18 protein-coding genes are annotated in these 18915 nt (G+C 35.8%); 10 read left to right on the top strand and 8 right to left on the bottom strand.

Going from position 1 to position 18915, the window contains the following annotated elements; genetic code table 11:
• Window positions 1-8 precede the first annotated feature (8 nt).
• From hxpB to OQ292_RS36950, 3 genes are read right to left on the bottom strand one after another with little or no spacing between them, the layout of a single operon-like run.
• Window positions 9-677 (bottom strand): hexitol phosphatase HxpB, encoded by a 669-nt coding sequence (gene hxpB, locus OQ292_RS36960; protein WP_284689184.1) that lies wholly within the window; start codon window positions 675-677, stop codon window positions 9-11.
• A 32-nt stretch (window positions 678-709) separates the two neighbouring features.
• The gene (locus OQ292_RS36955) at window positions 710-1111 is read right to left on the bottom strand and encodes a response regulator (RefSeq protein ID WP_284689183.1); all 402 of its coding nucleotides are present in this window, start codon (window positions 1109-1111) and stop codon (window positions 710-712) included.
• On the bottom strand, window positions 1108-3069 hold the full coding sequence (locus OQ292_RS36950; RefSeq protein ID WP_284689182.1) for a sensor histidine kinase: 1962 nt from the start codon (window positions 3067-3069) through the stop codon (window positions 1108-1110). Before OQ292_RS36950 ends, OQ292_RS36955 begins: the two co-directional genes overlap by 4 nt.
• Before the next feature lie 433 nt (window positions 3070-3502).
• Between OQ292_RS36950 and OQ292_RS36945 the strand changes: the two genes are divergently transcribed.
• The 9 genes from OQ292_RS36945 (at window position 3503) to OQ292_RS36905 (ending at window position 11772) form a co-directional block, all read left to right on the top strand.
• Window positions 3503-4342, top strand: a complete 840-nt coding sequence (locus tag OQ292_RS36945) for a heme/hemin ABC transporter substrate-binding protein (RefSeq protein WP_284689181.1) — start codon at window positions 3503-3505, stop codon at window positions 4340-4342.
• 1 nt (window position 4343) lies between these two features.
• Window positions 4344-5408 (top strand): FecCD family ABC transporter permease, encoded by a 1065-nt coding sequence (locus OQ292_RS36940; protein WP_284689180.1) that lies wholly within the window; start codon window positions 4344-4346, stop codon window positions 5406-5408.
• Entirely contained in the window at window positions 5408-6229 is an 822-nt protein-coding gene (locus OQ292_RS36935) for a heme ABC transporter ATP-binding protein (protein WP_284689179.1), read from the top strand. Before OQ292_RS36940 ends, OQ292_RS36935 begins: the two co-directional genes overlap by 1 nt.
• Window positions 6213-7307, top strand: a complete 1095-nt coding sequence (locus tag OQ292_RS36930; RefSeq protein WP_284689178.1) for a hemin-degrading factor — start codon at window positions 6213-6215, stop codon at window positions 7305-7307. The genes OQ292_RS36935 and OQ292_RS36930 overlap by 17 nt, the downstream gene beginning before the upstream one ends.
• 271 nt (window positions 7308-7578) lie before the next feature.
• Entirely contained in the window at window positions 7579-7899 is a 321-nt protein-coding gene (locus tag OQ292_RS36925) for a DUF6686 family protein (protein WP_284689177.1), read from the top strand.
• Window positions 7900-7904: 5 nt separating this feature from the next.
• Window positions 7905-10241 (top strand): TonB-dependent receptor, encoded by a 2337-nt coding sequence (locus OQ292_RS36920; RefSeq protein WP_284689176.1) that lies wholly within the window; start codon window positions 7905-7907, stop codon window positions 10239-10241.
• 38 nt (window positions 10242-10279) lie between these two features.
• Window positions 10280-10897, top strand: a complete 618-nt coding sequence (locus OQ292_RS36915; protein WP_284689175.1) for an HmuY family protein — start codon at window positions 10280-10282, stop codon at window positions 10895-10897.
• Between the two features lie 279 nt (window positions 10898-11176).
• Window positions 11177-11353, top strand: a complete 177-nt coding sequence (locus tag OQ292_RS36910; RefSeq protein WP_284689174.1) for a hypothetical protein — start codon at window positions 11177-11179, stop codon at window positions 11351-11353.
• Window positions 11354-11436: 83 nt separating this feature from the next.
• Window positions 11437-11772, top strand: coding sequence for a DUF6686 family protein (locus tag OQ292_RS36905; protein WP_284689173.1), 336 nt, complete (start codon window positions 11437-11439; stop codon window positions 11770-11772).
• A gap of 28 nt (window positions 11773-11800) precedes the next feature.
• On the opposite strand, the gene OQ292_RS36900 is transcribed toward OQ292_RS36905, so the two are convergent.
• Window positions 11801-12757 carry a hypothetical protein gene (locus tag OQ292_RS36900; protein WP_284689172.1) on the bottom strand — a complete coding sequence of 319 codons (957 nt, stop codon included), beginning with the start codon at window positions 12755-12757 and terminating at the stop codon, window positions 11801-11803.
• A 395-nt stretch (window positions 12758-13152) separates the two neighbouring features.
• Here OQ292_RS36900 and OQ292_RS36895 point away from each other — a divergent pair, with 395 nt between their 5' ends.
• Complete coding sequence (locus OQ292_RS36895) at window positions 13153-15042, top strand: metallophosphoesterase (RefSeq protein ID WP_284689171.1); 1890 nt, start codon at window positions 13153-13155, stop codon at window positions 15040-15042.
• Window positions 15043-15093: 51 nt separating this feature from the next.
• Here OQ292_RS36895 and OQ292_RS36890 read toward each other — a convergent pair whose 3' ends face one another.
• The 4 genes from OQ292_RS36890 to OQ292_RS36875 form a co-directional block, all read right to left on the bottom strand.
• A complete protein-coding gene (locus OQ292_RS36890; protein ID WP_284689170.1) occupies window positions 15094-16227 on the bottom strand; it encodes a serine hydrolase domain-containing protein in 1134 nt (377 codons plus the stop codon).
• Window positions 16228-16300: 73 nt separating this feature from the next.
• Entirely contained in the window at window positions 16301-17188 is an 888-nt protein-coding gene (locus OQ292_RS36885) for a LytR/AlgR family response regulator transcription factor (RefSeq protein ID WP_284689169.1), read from the bottom strand.
• A gap of 76 nt (window positions 17189-17264) precedes the next feature.
• Window positions 17265-17582 carry a hypothetical protein gene (locus tag OQ292_RS36880; RefSeq protein ID WP_284689168.1) on the bottom strand — a complete coding sequence of 106 codons (318 nt, stop codon included), beginning with the start codon at window positions 17580-17582 and terminating at the stop codon, window positions 17265-17267.
• Window positions 17579-18898, bottom strand: coding sequence for a PepSY-associated TM helix domain-containing protein (locus tag OQ292_RS36875; RefSeq protein ID WP_284689167.1), 1320 nt, complete (start codon window positions 18896-18898; stop codon window positions 17579-17581). Before OQ292_RS36875 ends, OQ292_RS36880 begins: the two co-directional genes overlap by 4 nt.
• Window positions 18899-18915 lie beyond the last annotated feature (17 nt).

Genomic DNA, 18915 nt, shown 5'->3' with positions numbered 1-18915 from the left:
TTTAAAACTTAGGTTTGGCTTTCGCTTAAATACCGAAGATGTTGCTCCGTAAAATGCTTAAAGCCTGTAAGCTTCAAATCAGCTATATCGAATTTGGGATGATCATATTCAAATGATGCAGGAATGGCAACAGCTTTCATGCCGGCTCTTTTAGCAGCTCTTAAACCAGAACCAGAATCTTCGAAAGCTAAACAAAATTGCGGTGGAATATCAAGCTTATGCGCAGTTGTTAAATAAACTGCCGGATCCGGCTTGCCTTTTGGCGCCTCGTCTGAAGAGGTAATGGCATCAAAATAATGGGTAATACCAACTTTTTCTAACACTAAAGGAATAAGTTGGTAAGGTGAGTTGGTAGCCAAACCTATTTTAAATTTTCTTTGCTTAAAGAATTCTAATGTATTAGCTATGCCATCTATAGGTTTGCCTTGCGTGGCAATTAATTCTCCTACCTTATCAATTACGGCATTTTCTACTTCGTGCAGAGGAGTGTTTTGCCAAGGGCTATTATTAAACCAATACTCGGTAACTTCTCTGGTTGTTAGGCTTGCTGTAACTGCGGCTTGTTCTTCTGTTACATTTACTCCCATTGACGTGAACACTAACTTCTCTGCTTTCTTCCAGAGAGGCTCAGAGTCAATAATAATTCCATCCATATCGAAAATTACAGCACGTATCACTTCACAAAATCTTGATATTTCAAGAGCAATTACTAAAAGAATCTATCTATTACTTCTTCAAGAATTTCTTTAGTAAGGGGCTTACTTTTAAAGTCTGTTACATTAATATTTTTGTTTGCAAAAACCTTATCATCAGGGTTTTTAGAAGTGGTGAGCATCACTATAACATGCTCTCCCTGCTGATCTTTTTCTAACTTATTATATTCTTCAATAAATTCCCAGCCGTTCATGCCGGGCATGTTAATATCTAGAAATATTAATTGAGGATGAGCTAATTTCTGGTATCTCTGCAATTTTAGATATTCTAAAGCATCGTATCCAGTTTCTTTAGTTATTACAATTTCAGCTGCTCCACTTTTTTTAATAATCCGTTCATGAAAAAAATTATCGTCCGGATTATCGTCCACCAGCATTATACAATTTACCTTTTTCATAATTTTAATTTTGGGATAGTAAAATTAAAAGTTGATCCTTCTCCAACTTCCGACTCAACCCATATTTCTCCTTCATGAAGTTCAACAATTTTTTTGCAATTTGGTAATCCAATACCATATCCTTGATATTCTCTACTTGTATGCAATCGCTGAAAAATCTGAAAAATTCGAGTAAAATGAACTGATGATATCCCTATTCCATTATCTGCTATTGTAAACTTCCAACTACCATTTTCCCTTAGAGCATTTATTTTTATATGCGGAGTAATCTCCTTTTTTTGAAACTTAATAGCATTGCTAATTAGGTTCTGAAATAGTTGTCGCATTTCAGTTTCATAAGCATATAATTTAGGCATTTCACCTATTTCAATTACTGTATTATTAGTATTTATAGATTCTGAAAGATCAGAAACTGCATCCTCTGTTAATTTTTTACAATCTACTAAACTTAATTTTCTTTCCCTTCCTAATCTAGAATAATCTAACAAAAACTTAATTAAGTTTCTCATTCTCTCAGTTGCATCACCAATTATTCTTAAATATTTGGAGCCATCTGCATCAAATTTATCGTTATAATCTTCTACCAAAATATTTACAAAATTGGTTACAGACCTTAGTGGCTCTTGCAAATCGTGTGAAGCAATGTAAGCAAACTGCTCAAGTTCGGTATTTTTTTGTTCCAGCTTTTTTACATACTGAGAAGCCAACATTTCTTCTGCCTCTTTTCGCTTAGTTATATCCTGCCTAATTGCTAAATATCTATATATATTTCCTGCTTCACTTTTAAATGGAACAATAGAAGTATGTACCCAATAATAAGAGCCATCTTTTGCCTTATTTTTAATGTCACCTATCCACACTTCACCTGTTCTAATTGTTCCCCACAGCTTCTTAAAAAAATCTCTGTTGTGATGTTTTGAGTTAATCAGTTTATGTGTATTACCTATAATCTCGTCTCTATTATATTTAGAAATTTCGCAAAATTTTTCATTCACATCTGTAATTATACCTTTCTCATCTGTAAAAGCAACAATTGAGCTTTTATCTAAAGCTTGCTTATAATATTCGAGTTCTTGATTGGTATCTCTTAACGATTTTTGCAGCTCTATCCACTTTATATCCTTTTTATTTAGATCTATTCCAATAACAGATATATACAAAACACTAATTAAGATAAATACAACAGTTGAAAAGACTAATCCAAAATCGTAATTGATGATGTTACTATTTATCACGATCAACAAAATGTAGGTTAAACTAATTGAAAGAAGTACAATAAATGGAATAAGCTTTCTAATTAATTTACTACCATCATAATCTTCAAAAATTAAAGCAGTAAAGCCCAAATGAATATTTTTGAATGATAGACTTGCTGCTAATAATATAAATAGCATTGAAGTGTGTACAGCCATAGTATTGATAAAAAACACCTTGTTTGCTGTTGGGACTTCCAAAATAAAAGTGATTAGGGATACAAATGCTATTACTAAAACCAGCATTAAAACATGCTGTACAGTTTTAAGAATTATTAATTGCTCTGTTTGAATAGCTATTAGACACAAGCCCAACATTGAAAAACAAAAAGCTGTGCCAGCAGACATTCTACCCGGATAATCGCCCGAGAGTAGATCATTTACAAAGAAGTTATCTAAAAAAGATGGCACTGAGAAGAGGTATTCTCCTAGACTAAAGCTGCCTATAAAAAGTACCAAGAAACCTAATAATCTACTAATCGATTTGAAATGTATTTTTCTGCTAAATGCAAGTGTGATACCTAGTGCAGATAAAAAAAAACACAGAGCAGTGTTAAATTTCATTGTCGGGCCTCCAACAACTATATTTAAAACTGAACTTATGTTAAATACCCACCCTATAATTACCACAATACTGGTAATCATAGCGAGCCCAGAGACTACCAACACAATTTGTCTTCTGCCTTTTTTTACTTTATTTATCATTTAGATATGCACTGGTAATTAGTCTATTTCTTCGAAAAATGAAATTTCTTACTTTGCTAAAGCTAACAATTAAATATATCAATTAACAAAATTAAAATTAGAAGTAAATATCATTTGCTTACTAATCTTTATACAGAAATTGAGTACGTATTTAATTGAATAACTTTTATGCTTAGTTCTTAACACATAGCACTTACCGTATGTTTTTACATTAATAAATAAATGACGATTCAAACGAAAGTAATTTTTAGCCTTCATCAACTTTTCTATCCATTTGATAAAGTTTATGTTAAATAATAGCACTGCATTAGCCAGAAGCTATTTCTACTACTATTTTATTAAATCCTTAAAACTTTTTCTCAAAAACCCTTGATTCTAATCCATTTCAGGCTTATACTTGCATTATTTAGAATTAGTCTAAATTAAAATAAAGATGAATTACTACATACTCCCGCTTGCCTTTTTTCTACTATCAAGCTTTTTTGTAAAAGCTCAGGATAGAATTATCACCGCCGGAAGCGCCAACTCTGAGATCGTTTGCGAACTAGGTTTGTGTGATAAAATTATTGCTACGGACCGAACCAGTCTTTACCCTTCTAAGCTGACTTCGCTGCCTTCTATCGGTTACAGAAGTTCGATTAGTGCAGAGGGAATTATCTCTCAAAAACCCGATCTAGTAATTTTTGAAAAAGATTATGTGAAAGATGAGTTGATAACACAGATCAAATCCACTGGAATTAAAACATTGGTACTCGAAAGAGAAGGAAACTTTGAAAGTACAAAGAACAGAATAAGAGCGATAGCAACAGCTCTAGATAAAGAAAAAGAAGGTGAAGCACTTATCACTAAAATTGAAACTGAATTAGATATAGTTAAACAGAAAGTAAATGCTAGCCAAGCTCGCCCAACTATTCTGTGTGTGTATGCCAGAGGGATGGGCACAATGCAAGTAGCAGGAGCAATTGATACAGATTTTGAAATATTGGAGATCGCTGGGGCAAAAAATGCCTTGCCAGAAGTCTCTGGTTATAAACCGCTTAATGCAGAAGCGCTTATTCAGACTAACCCAGATTACATTCTCTTTTTTGAGTCTGGTTTGGCAAGTGTTGGAGGGATTGATAAAGTGCTAGAAGTAACCGGAGTGGCACAAACTACTGCTGGCAAAAAGAGACAGATTATAGCCATAGACGGCATAAAACTCACTAATTGGGGGCCAAGAATTGCAGAAGCTGCTCAGGAACTTTTTCAACTAACTCATCCAACTGAAGAATAAAATGCAGATCGCGCTCACTAACAAAAATATCTCAAAACATACACTTACCATCTTATTGATGTTTGGGCTGCTCGGCTTGCTATTCTTTAGCTCAATGGCAATTGGCTCAGTAGCTATATCTCCCATCGATATTGCGCAGGTTTTTGCACAAAAGCTGGGGCTAATTTCAGGCATAGATGAGATGAAAGAATTGGTTTTAATTAATATCCGACTACCGCGCTTGTTGCTCACCATTTCGGTGGGCGCAGCGCTGGGTATTAGTGGCGCAGCATTACAAGGTTTATTTAGAAACCCGCTGGTGGAACCCGGAATTATCGGTGTATCTAGCGGAGCAGCATTGGGAGCTATATTCGTCATTATGTTTATGGGAACAATGGCCCCTGCACTGCTCGAAATTTCAAGAACTTACTTAATGCCTCTTTTTGCTTTTTTGGGTGGAGGCTTAGCCACAGCCTTCACCTTAAAACTCAGTAAATCCGAAGGCAAAACTCAAATTACTTATCTGATTCTGGCGGGAGTTGCTATAACTTCGCTAGCAGGAGCAGCAATTGGTTTATCCATTTTTTATGCAGACGATGCCCAATTGCGCTCCTACACTTTCTGGACATTGGGCGACTTAAGCTCAGCTACTTGGGAGAAACTAAACATACTTTTCCCATTGATTGGCATTGCATGCACAGGCCTTATAACAATGAGTAGATCGCTAAATGCCATAGCTTTGGGAGAGTCTGAGGCTTTTCATTCTGGCGTATCGGTAGAGAAAGTGAAGCTGCTTACTGTGTTGTTTAGTGCCATGGCAGTAGGTGTTTCAGTAGCCTTTACCGGCATTATTGGTTTTGTGGGTTTAGTTGTTCCTCACATTATCAGAATCAGTTTTACATCTGATCATACTTTAGTTTTACCTTGCTCGGCAATTGGAGGTGCTTGTTTACTACTTTTGGCAGATATTTTTGCTCGAACTATTGTAATACCCGCCGAATTACCAATAGGTGTAGTTACTGCGGTAATTGGCACTCCATTTTTCATTTATCTACTTATTTCAAGTAAAAAGAAAAAATTAATCTGATGTTTACAATCGAACATATATCGAAAAGTATTGGTAGAAAAACCATTCTCAGGAACTGTTCACTTCAGATTGAGCCGGGTAAATTTACGGCAGTAGTAGGGCCTAATGGTGCAGGTAAAACCACATTGCTAAAAATACTTTCAGGAGAAACAAAGAAATTTACTGGTGCAGTTAAGCTCAACGGGAAAAATATTAGTGATTTTAAAAATCATGAATTATCTAAACTCAGAGCCATACTTCCCCAACATACAGTGGTAAATTTCCCTTTTACTGTAGAACAGGTTATTGAAATTGGCAGGTATGCTTTTAAAGATTCCTCAGCAGAAAAACACGAAGCAATTGATCAAGCCATAGTATTAACAGGCTTAAATAAATACAGAGGAAGATATTACCAAACGCTTTCAGGTGGAGAAAAGCAGCGAGTACAAATGGCAAGAGTAATTGCTCAATTGCTACATAACTCTCCTGATCCAAAGTATTTGCTACTTGATGAGCCTACATCTAGCCTCGATTTGGCTCAGCAACATGCACTATTGGCTTTAGCCAAAAAGCAATGCAACCGCCACATTGGTGTACTGGCTATTTTGCACGATCTCAATCTGGCGATTCAGTATGCAGATGATATTTTATTTTTAAAAGAAGGACAAACAATAGCCTATGGTGCTTGTAACGATGTTGCCACTACCGATGTAATTGAAGAAACATTTTCGCATCCGGTAAAACTAATTGAAGATAATGGCCAACTAATTATAGTTCCAAAATCTATTTTAAACATGCAGACAAAAAATTTAAATACAATTTCATATGGACAATTCAACTAAAACAAAATCACCAGAAGAACTTTACGAAGCCTGGAAAGCACTAGAAGTGGAAAAACCGGGCATAAGAATTAGAGAAGCGGCAATTGCACTTAACTCAAGTGAAGCACAATTACTGGCAACTACCTTAAATGAAGAAACTGTAAGATTAAATTCTAACTGGGAAGATTTATTGAAAAGACTGCCGGAGCTAGGCAGGGTAATGTCGCTCACAAGAAACGATGCTTGCATTCTCGAACACAAAGGAGAGTTTGAAAAGGTAAATGTTTTTGGTAGAGGCGATCATAAAATCGGAACTGTAATTGGTCCAATTGAAACAAGGGTATTTCTTAAGTCTTGGCATGTGGCTTTTGCTGTAAAGCAAATGAAAAAAGACCGCCTGCTCACTAGTATTCAAGTTTTTGATCATGAGGGAAATGCGGTTACCAAAATTTACCTACAAGACAAAAGCAACTACGAAGCACTTGAGCAAATTGTAGCAGATTTTAAATCTGAAAATCAGAGTAAAGCACAAGAAACTAGTGTTTATGAGCCCATTGAGTTTGATGCAAATCCAAATGCAGAAGCGCTATTAGAAGCTTGGGCAAACTTGAAAGACACACACGATTTCTTTCCTTTATTAAGAAAGTATAATGTGCATCGCTACCATGCTTTGGAATTGGCAGAAGGCAAATTTACTCAGCAAATCGATACAAAAAGTATTCAGCCTTTACTCGAAGATGCTGCAAAGCAAAAGTTACCCATTATGATTTTTGCAGGCAACAGAGGTAACTTGCAAATCCATCAGGATAAGGTAAGAACCATTCGATTATTGGAAAGAGGCCACACTGGTGCAGAACGCTGGTTAAATGTACTAGACCCTAATTTTAATATGCACTTAAGAGCAGATTTGGTAGATAGCGCTTGGATAGTTGAAAAACCAACTACAGATGGCTCAGTAATTTCTATAGAGATTTTCGATGCCAATAAAGAGATGATTGCCCAGTTTTTCGGAATAAGAAAACCGGGGATTCCACAAACTATTGAATGGAAAGAATTAGTAAATAATCTTTCAGATTCATTCGCCAAAGTAGTAAGCTAACATAAACCAATGGAGGTAGAAGCTTATGCTTCTTTCAATAACAAATTTATCTATTACAAACACCGGAAATAATGTAAGCCGCTAATTACTAGATAATATTTTTCAACACTTAGTTTCATTCAAATTTTGATTACTGCTTTTTCAGTAATCCCGGTTTTGTATTGGGTAGATTTTAAAGATCAAAAACACCAACTGAGTTGCCTGAAGCAGACTTTCCAGTTTGCTCATCAGGCGATCAGTTACAGCATCATATCATCAAAAAAATTTAAAGATGTCAACATCATTCAAATTAATTGACGAAAATGATTACGCCTACTCGGCTCAATGTAAAAAGACTGCCGCTATTCAAATGAGTTTCGGAAATGTTTGTCTGAAGCTTCTTCCAAAGGAATTCTACCAGTTAAAAAACTGTGTGGAAAACACTTTGAAAGGTGCCAGTCAAGATAAGTGTCCATGTTGCAGAAATATTGTTGTAAGTACTTCTGTAGCCAATATGGCATTTATGTTCAGTTTGCAAGAGCTTTCCAAGCTGCACCATGTGATGGTTAATACCTCCACTATTCTGGAAATCCAGAATATTCTAAAAAACTAATAATCATGATTACTTACCGATTAGCCAAAAGATTTTTATATCTAATATTACTCATTATAAACCTGCCATTTATTTTACTGGCACAGGAGCTTTCTGTTTCGGGTACAATAACTGACCAAAATGGAAAACCTGTAAACTATGCTACTGTATTGGTTGTAGAAACCAAAGAAGGAGTTGCTACCAATGAAAAGGGAAAGTTTATTCTGGATGGTCTACAAAATGGCACTTATACACTTAAAATTACCAGAATTGGCCATAAAACCATCCAAAAAGAAATTGAAGTAAATAATGGCAAAGCACCACAACTGAATATCAAACTCGAAGAAGATGAAAAGCAGTTGAGTGAAATTACAATTACAGCCACACGTACTTCTCGTGCGGTGGAAAATGTACCCTTACCTGTTGAGATTATCTCTGAAGAGCAAATTGAGCAGATGGGTTCTTTCAGACTCAACGAAGTTTTAATGGAACAAGCCGGTTTGCAAATTGTAAGCGACCATGGCACTGGTTTGCAAATGCAAGGCTTATCTTCTGACTACATCAAGATTTTAATTGATGGTGAACCTGTAATTGGTAGAACCGCAGGCACGCTCGACTTGAGCAGAATCACCGTAAATAACATTGCACAAATCGAGATAATTAGAGGTCCATCCTCTTCTCTTTACGGTAGCGAAGCCATGGCTGGTGTGGTCAATATCATTACCAAAAAAGACAAATCTGGCTTCGATTCATCACTGCGAATGAGATATCGCTCATTCAATACTTTTAATACTAGCGCCAATGCTAGTTATAGCAATGATAAATTTGCTATAAGTATGTTTGCTGATAGAATGAGCTCTAAAGGTTACGACTTAGCAAAAGAGACTATTTCGAAAACAGCACCTCCATATGAGTCTTATACCTTTAATCCGAAGATTAGCTACAAGTTTTCTGATAAGGTAAAATTGAAGATAAACGCTCGCTACTACACCGAATCGCAAGAAAATACAGAAGACATTACTTTGGATGATGGCTCTACAGTTCGAGTAGATAACGATGCGAAACAAGACGACTGGAACCTGATGCCCACATTAAATATCAATTTTAATGATAACCACAGACTACAGTTACGCAACTACACCACTGGTTATAATACTGAACAAACTTATACTTACCAGTCTGATGGTGGCATATATGATGAGAGCTATTTTGAACAGCTTTTTAATCGAACCGAAGCCCAATACGATTGGTACATTAGTGACAAACACATTACTACACTAGGAGTTGGGCATTATATAGAAACTGTGGAAGCTACTCGCTACGATGATGTAAATGCATTTCGCGCTAACTATGGTTTTGTACAACACCAGTGGATTCCTTCAAGTAAATTCAATGTAATTGTTGGAGGTAGGTTTGATACTCATAGCGAGTATAAATCGAGGTTTAGCCCTAAAATAGCGGCAGGTTACGAAGTAAACGATTGGGTGAAAATACAAGCTTCGTTTGGTGGTGGTTACAAAGCACCAGATTTCAGACAATTGCTGCTCAACTTTACCAACCCGACAGTGGGCTATACTGTGATCGGTTCGAGCATTGTACAAGAAAGAATTGCCGAACTGGAAGCAGAGGGGCTCATTCAAACCTACTATATGGACCCTGCTGATGTTGAGGCAATTAAAGCAGAAACTTCTATTGCTTACAATTTTGGTGTAAAACTGCACCCTATTAGCAAGTTGCACATAAACATTAATGCTTTTAGAAATGAAATAAGTAACCTGATTAACTCTACCCCAATTGCCCTAAAAACCAATGGGCAAAGTGTTTTCAGTTATATGAATATGGAAGAAGTAGTTACTCAGGGAGTTGAAATAAAAGCAGACTATCAGGTATTAGATAATCTCAGTTTTTCATTGGGTTATCAATACCTAGATTCCAGAGATGTAGCTGCTGTAGAAGAAATTAAAAACGGGGAGGTTTATACCCGAAATCCAAAAACCAATATTACCTCATTGGTATCATTATCAGACTATGGTGGGCTGGTAAATCGCTCTCGCCATACAGGAAATGTAAAGCTGTATTACTACAACAATAAGTATGATTTTGATCTCTCACTAAGAGGTATTTACAGAGGCAAATGGGGCATTGGAGATTCTAACGGCAATGGCATTGTCGATCTCGACAGTGAATATGCAGATGGTTATATCTTGCTCAATTTGGCTATTAATAAAAAACTTTTTGGCTGGCTCACATTAGAAGCTGGGGCAAATAACTTGCTCGACAAAGTAAACACTTATCAACCCACTGTTGCAGGTAGGCTCTGGTATGGTGGCATTAATCTGAAATTTCCAAATTCTAATAACTAATCAATTAATATTTAAACACTATTTAATTATCATTTAAAATGAGAAACATAACAAACACTTTTTACTTGCTATTAATGCTTGCTGCATCATTATTTGGTTTTACATCTTGCGACGACGATGATGAAGGAGAATCTGTAGTATTAGATTTAGTAACAGATGTGCACGCAACAGATGAGAGCGGCATTACCTATTTCGACCTAGAAGGAGGTACAACCCTCACTCAAGCTGATTCTAACTCAACTACTTGGGATATTGCATTTAATGGTTCAACTATTATGATTAATGGAGGAACTTCTGGTCCGGGTGAAGGGGCTGCACAAATTGTAGAAGGCGTTTTTGAAACCATAACCAGTGCACCAACATCAGGTTATAGTGTAGATTCTGCCGAAGGTTATGCCATTCCAGCTGGCTCTAACAATGGCTGGTATTCTTACACCGCCATGTCAGAACCACAACATGCCATTTTACCTATACCGGGAGTAGTAATTGTGTTAAAAACAGGCGATGGAAACTATGCGAAAGTAGAGATGATCAGCTACTATGAGGGTAACCCTGATACTTCAACTGATGAGTTTGCTGATTTAAGCACCAGACCAAGCTCTCAGTATTATACATTTCAATATGCTGTACAGACCAATGGGAACATTGAATTTTAAGATATAAAAAATTAAGCCCTGTGTCGCTAGCTAGTTTTCCTCATACTTTGTTTTGCCAACATAATAGTTTACCCAGAGCTGCGGCACAGGCACTAATTACCCCTCTCCCCGACCATGAATTGTTGCTCATGGTTTGGGGGGAGGTTAAACAAAATGAAAATAGATGAGCTTATATTGAATGAAAATTAATTTTCGTATTTTTATATAAATAACCAAAACGCTGGTTGAGAAATACTAACAGATCAATATGCCAATTTATCAATCCTAAAAACCAACATTATGAACGATTCAAGTAATAATACACTCGATAAATTCGATCATTTCTTACTCAATCTGCAACAAAACATTCAGACTAACCCATCTAAAAAAAGGGAAATTATTCAAGATGCATTAAAAGCTATTGAATGCCCTTATTTGCAAGACAAAGTGAAACAGCACTTTGAACAAACTGCATAAGCAGATATTATTTTTCTAGTCATATTCCTTCTTTATCACAAAAGGAGGCTGATATTTTTTTGCGTAAATTTTAAATCAATCCTATGAGTTGCATACCAGAAATACTGCTAGAAGGCAACTATTTTAACATTGCCCGTTGCCGCCATTGCAAGAGAATTGGCTTGTATTATAAAAATCTATTGGTGGGTTTTACGCCAGAAGCGTTTGAAAAATTTAGCGATGCTTTTGTCAAACTCAACTTTCAAAAGATGGCGCTCAAATTTCCTGATGGACACAAACACATCATTATCAATACTTGTCATCACGATATTCAGCTCAATTTTATAGAAAAAGAGTTTGATGAAATGAAAGAAATGCTAGAACAAGCCTCTGTATTATTAGAAGCCAAAGATGTGCTCGATAATTATAGGAAAAAATAGTTGTTGTTTGGTATTAAGCTAAATTGAGTTACTCTTTTAGCTGAGCCTTTACTTTTCTTTTATACTCCTTGGTTTCACAAACAGCATAAAATTCGTCTACAAATTGCTCGCTGCTAGAAATCCCATTAGCTTGTATATGTTTTATTAAATACTCAGAAAGCCAAAAATCTCGCAGTTCTTCTTGCTTAAACATTTCGTTAATCAAACCAAAAACCGCATCTGTTTTAAGCATTTCTGTATTGAGTGATGAGCTATCGCTTTTTAATTCGAGCCCTGTTTTATAATCTATCAGAGCAGTTACAAACTTTTTGTATCCTTCTATGTCTAACAGAGATTTATTGTCAAGGTTGAGCTTTTCTATTTCATCCATCACATAAGGACTCAAAGCCACTTCTTTACCTGTGTATTGATAGTGCCTTTCAGGATACATCACAATAAATCTATTGTAATTTAAATCTAGATATGCCCCAAAACGATCGATAAAATCCATAGTTAATCTATTGCCATCTATCTCAGCGGGAACCATACAAATTAGATAGAGTTGCTTGAGCGAATCAATCACAGTAACAAAATCAGTTTCAGATTTTATATGCAACTCCTCCCAATTAGCCTTGAGGTATTTGTTTGCTTTTTCAGACATCTGGCTGATTTTGAGCAAACAAGCATTTTCCGATTTTAAAACACCTGAGTAAGTAATATTATTTAGGTTACTATCTGATATGTTGATTTCAAGAGTAGCTTCAGGTTCTACATAAACCGTCCATGCCATCTCACCATAAACCACATCTAACAAAGCCGGATTTTTAATTTTCTTATCGTAGATGAAAGTCCCGTCTTCACTTACTTTAAATGTATCATCACCAATTTGTATATCTTGCTTAGAAACTTTCTTGATTTTGCCATTGATTGAAGCACTGTATGCAACAGCAAAGTTGAATAATAGGCTGATAATAAGAGATAGTCGGATCGCCAGATGCTTAGTCATGATAATAAAATAGTAGTTAAAAAAATCTTCCGCAAACAGAGAAACATCGCCGAAAAAATGGTGTATTTCATCAGATTACTTCATTAAAAAAAACACACAACAAAACATGTTGCATTTGTTTTTCATAACTAATCCAAAAGGTGTATTGTTTGGATTTTATAAGTTTATCCTACCCATATTACAGTAAAATATACTAAGCATTAAGTTTCTGAAAACTTCGTGCAGTCCCATGCTATTTAAAAGCTTTAGCAAATTGCTTTGCCATCAGATTGTATTTAGGGATTAAGCTAAAATTGAAATTTGAGGCAATTCCCGATAGTACTTTTAGAATTTTTGAGAGTATTCAAGAAGAGAACAAATACTTAAATGCTAATTAAAAACTATACTAATAGAAAATGCGCAAACTCACTTTTTTGATTGGAGCACTATTAATCATTTTTCAAGCTAGTGCACAAACTGGCCGCTTTGTAGTAAATCCTTATTTACAATTTGGCACCAAAAACAGCATAAAGATTTTATGGGAAACATCCATTCCCGGCAATTCGATTGTGGAGTATGGGCCATCACAATTTGATGTGGATAGCCCTAATCTTTCATTAAAGTATTTTTCTGATGAAAACACCATTATGCATGAGGTTTTATTGGAAAACTTGGAAGAAGAAACGCCTTATTTTTACAAAGTAACCACCATTTTAGAATCTGGCGATAAACTAGAAACCGCAGTTTCAACATTTAAAACTGCGGTTTCTGATAATTCGGCTTTTGCTTTTGCAGTATTTAGCGACTCACAGGGAAACCCAGATGTTTGGGGCAAGTTAACCACTTTGGCTTGGCAAGAAAGACCCGATTTTGGTCTCCATGCTGGCGACCTGGTTTCTTATGGTTACATGAAAGACGACTGGGTAGATGAATATTTAAACCCAAGTAATACTTTTACTAAAAGATATCCGATTTTCTCAGTTCCCGGTAACCACGAAGTAGATGCGCCTTTTTACTACCAATACAGTGCGAATCCAGAGCCTGAGTACAGATACACTTTTAAATATGGTAATGCTGAATTTTTTATGGTAGACACCAACAGAGATATTCAGCCGGGTAGTGTACAATACCAGTGGTTAGAATGGCAACTGGCAAAATCTGACGCAACTTGGAAAATTGTAGTACATCACCATCCTCCCTACTCTTCTGAAGCCAATGACTTTGGAGATACCGAATATGAAAAATCTACTTTAGGCGATACTGACACAAGAAACTTGGTACCACTTTTTGAAAAATACTTGGTTGATATCGTTTTCTATGGACATATACATACTTATGAGCGTACTTGGCCGATCTTCCAAAACAAAATAAATCAGCAAAAAGGCGTGCTTTACTTGAATGTGGGCGGTGCTGGTGGTCATTTAGAGGTTGCCCAACCAACACGTGCTTGGTTTACAAGAAAATTAAAAAGCACACATCATTTTGGTTATGTAACTGTATTTGATAAAACCATCGAATTTCAGGCAATGGATGAAAACGGAAATGTTTTCGACTCTTTTTCTATGGTTAAAAATACCAACAAAGGTGAAAACGAAATACTGGCTAAAGAACCTCCGACACCTATGGTTTTACCAGCGCAATCTGTTTTTCCAGAGAGTTTGACGGTTGAGATGCAAACCCTCTATGACAACATGAGCATTCGCTATACCTTAGATGGTACTAAACCAACCAAAAGTTCTACACTTTACAAAAAGCCTTTTACCATATCAGAAACTACTACTGTAAAAGCGGTGGCATTTAATAGAACAGGTAAAAGTCAAGTAATAACCAAAAAATTTGAGAAAGAAGCTTTACACGAAACAAGCAATGTTTCTAATCCTAAAAGAGGTTTGGATTACACTTATTTCGAAGGCGAAATCTCAGACCCTGCCGACTTTAATCAGTTACAAGAAATAAGAAAAGGCAAAACTACCTTCTTAAACTTCGAGGAAGTTTTGCACAGAAATACGGCTTGGGGAATTTCTTTTGATGGATTTATAAAAGTGGATGCTGATGGTGTGTATTATTTTGAAGGCCACGCAGCCGGTTATGTTAGACTTTATGTTGATGGAAAATTACTCTTAAGTGATAAGCGAGAAGATGTAAATGTAGGAACTGAAATCGCTTTGAAAGAAGGCTACCACAAAATTAAAGTGGAATTTTATAGCTACAAGCGTGGAGAAGCTTTTATGGATTTATTTATGGAAGGCCCCGAATTGGAAAGAGCACCTATTTCTCCAATGAAACTTTACAGAGAAAGTAAATAATTGCAGCATTATTAGCACCTCCTGAAACCTACATCTCAGGAGGTGTTTTTTTTAGAATAAGAATAGCTTCTTCACAATTTGCTTCCGCATTTTAAAATATTTCTTTTTGAAAACAGGAGAAGCAGCCCTAATACCTGTATTACACAAAATAGCCAGTGTAATTTGCTGATTTGGGAAATAATAAACATCAGTAGTGGTGCTTATTCCTCTACCAGAATGCCCCATTAGGAACTTATAAGGAAAGCCTTTGTCAGCCATTAAGCCCAAACCATAATCTGGGCTTTTTTCATCATTCCATGTTTTCATTTCAATCATAGAATTCTTCGTTAGAAGCTGGTTAGTTAACAGCATTTCCATGAAGTGAGCAGCATCTTCTAAACTGGCATATATCCCATCATCGCTACTAAACCAGTTGGTGGTTTCTATGGTTTGGGATGTTAAATCTTCGAGAACTCCATCTTGGTTCAAATCACCGTAGTGGTTTACCAAATTGTTCGGAGGAGTTTGTTTGTAAAAACTATGATTAAAACCCTCTTGCTTTAGTATTTCTTCTCTTAAATAATCCGCATGTCCATTGGTTGTTACTTTGTCCATAATCATCGCCAAAAGCATATAATTAGTGCTGCTGTAATGATATGCTTCTCCCGGCAAACAAAGAGCATCTTTTCCTTTTACGAATCGTTCTAATGCTTCAAAATGGCTTAATGTATCTAGAGCAAGCTTACCATTTAGATACAAAAAATTTAGTTCAGGGTCTTTGTCATAATTATAAAAACCAGATGTATTAGCTAATAAATGTCTGATAGTTACCTGTTCGACATTTGGCAAAAAGCTAGTTATTTTATCAGGCAAATATTTACAGATTTTATCATCTAATTTGAGTTTCCCTTGCTCAACCAATTTTAAAACTGCTACTGCACAATAGGTTTTCCCAATACTCCCTAAAGCAAAAATATTATTTGGGTTAAGTGGGGTTTTGCTTTCAAGATTAGCGTAACCGGAAAAAAACAATTGCTCTCCACGCTCAGGAGTTTTCAAATAAACAACAACTCCGGGTAATCCATCATTGGTAGCCTTGTCTATTATTATTTGAATCTTCCTATACTTAGATAGTTGTGCATTTGAGCAGAAAGAATACACAAAACACACTAGCAACATCAATAAACTCTTCTTTGTCATCATCATTTTTTATTGACAAAAGAGCGTTCATACGCATTGCAAATGCTACAAATTCAGATGTGAATAAGTTGAACTGCTATCAATTACAAGCTGAATTGCTATTGAACCACTTTCTAAAAGATGCTGCTTTTGGTCTACTTACAGTTAAGTGGTTTTCACCTCTAATCGAATCTTTCAATGTTAAGCTCACTTTTCCATATGTTGAGGGGGAAATATTTGATATCACCTCTTTGCTCACAATCACATTTCTGCTAACCAGAAAAAACTGAGGTTCTGGTAATATTTGCATCAATTGAGAAAGGGTATTTTTATTTATGAAGTGATTGCCATTTTTGAGTGCTACCCAGACTATTCCGTCTTCAGTTTTTGCCCAAAGTATTTCTTGAGCCTCTACAAAGTATTGCTGAGTCCCTTTTTGCAATTCAACCTTTAGCGTTTTATGCTGATTTGTATTTGACAAAGCCTCTAATTGCTTTTGCGTATACTTTAGGTTTTTATCAGCATTTATCCAATTATTATAAAAATCTTTTGCCCACTTAAAGCTTGTAAGCAATATCGCCACTGTAAACGCTAGTAGATTAATACTCAGTAACTCATACAAAGAAAAATATCCCTTGGCCGAAATAGCCATGTACAAATTACCAAATAGATTGATGGATAACAGTAGTACTACGGCAAGGTACATAAGATGGAAAAAGAATCTTTGAGTTGGCTGCTGTTTCCAATCGTAAGCTTTATCTAAGTGTAAATGAATTATTTGATTGCATAGAACAATTGGAAAAGATAGAAAAAAAGCTGTTATATATTCTTGAAGTATAAAATCTGGCTTTATTGGATTAAAAAAATAGTTGATAAGCAAATTGGCTAGACTGCCTAAAAGCACAGACTCTATAAGTAATTGAAGGTTAGATTTTAACTTAAGCTTATTGGCTAATTGTTCGGTATTATGTATTTGTGTTATTGACATCTTTCAGCTTTTATTTACCTTTTCAAAATAATTTTGACGTAAATAACTAGTTGGAGTTTGCCAAACAACAGATAAATTAGGTGAGATAATACCAAAAGCAAAGTCCATTCATCACAGTAACTGAAAGCAATAGCCACCTTTTCTTTACAATTACTGAATAAATTTCTGCGAGAACACAAACAGCAAATATTAAGGCGGCGGTTTGGCAGTAATCTAAATAAGCGAACCTTTCTTCAATAGAGCCAAACTGATAATAAGTGACATATTCTTCTTTGTTAGATACCAAAGAATATTCATAAATAAAATACATTAAGCTGATGGCTGATGCAGCAGTAAACATCAGCATAAAAGGAATGAGGTAATGCTCATTGATGTAATTCGGGCTTTTTTTCATACTGAAACCGGTTTATTTCTGGATGCTCTCTTTTTAAAAAATCCAATAAGCACTTTTACTAGATATACAATTAGCACTGTGTACATCAACACTGTTACGATAATGGCTGGAACGCCAATACCATAGTTGATGCTGAGTATTCCTATAATCACACAATAGCCTACAATGCCCAAACTCCAACGAATTACCAATGGCCATACCTCAACGTAACTAGGTTTTTGTTTTCTTTGCTTCTTATTTCTTTCCAAATAAACTACAAAACCACTAAGCGAAAGAAAACCCGAACCAAGCCCCATAATACAATAAAATATTTTGAGACCAATGCCACCAAAATCGCCGAAGTGTAAAGCCTCTTGCACATAGTAAATTTTGCTACCCAAAGTGCCTTCGCTAATGTTGTATTTATATAGTAGACTGTAATTTTGCTTATCTACCACTACTTTGTTGTTAAATCTTTCATAAACTTGTCGGGGCACATCTCCAAGAATTGTTACACTTCGCTCTCCATTAACCGAGGGCCTTAAACGCACAGGAATCAACTCTGGGAAATACCTCCTACCGGCATTGTATACAGAATCGAAATTAAAGTTTAAAGCAATGTCAGCAGCTTTGTCTAAGGGCTTCTCTGCCTTCACATAAGTATTTGGCCTTTCAATCCCGAAGGCTTTTTCTAAATATGGTTGCAGCCCCAGCCATGTGCCTGATACAGCTATTACTAGGTTGAAAATGAGTGTAAGCACTCCTATAAATTTATGTAAATCGGCTTGTTGTAAGCGAAGATTTTTATTTCTGATCGCAGCAAAGAACTGCTTTTTCATAAAGTTTCCGTAAATCAGAAAACCAGTGATGGTAGTGATGAGCAAAGCCAAACCAGCTAAACCGACTATTTGCCGACCTATATATCCTTCGTAGAAGCGTACATGTATATTTCTGAGGTAATAAGTAAAAGACTCATAGTAGTTTCGTTCCCCCAGTATTTCACCCGTATATGGATTTACAAAAACTTCCAAAAGCATAGGGAAAAGTTTATCCTTCTTTTCTGGTCTGAGTTTTACTATCCAGGTGCCTTCTGCCTCTGGTAAAAATTCTACTTCAAAAAACTCATTGTTGGGATGTAATGCTCTTACTTTTTGCACCGCATCATTTAAAGATACTTTGGGGCCTATGGGTTCTGCCAGTGCCAAATCAGGATTGATTAATTGCTCGAACTCCCAACGGAAAAGGGCAGCAACACCAGTAAGGCTGAGAAATGCAATTATAACTCCTGCATAAACACCAGTGATACTATGTATTCTCCAAATAGTTTTTTGATTCATAAGAAATATTATGCCTT

It is taken from the genome of Chondrinema litorale (assembly GCF_026250525.1).
Classification (GTDB): Bacteria; Bacteroidota; Bacteroidia; order Cytophagales; family Flammeovirgaceae; genus Chondrinema; species Chondrinema litorale.
Note: the sequence above shows the minus strand (reverse complement) of the source record. Positions and strands in the feature narration are given on the sequence as shown.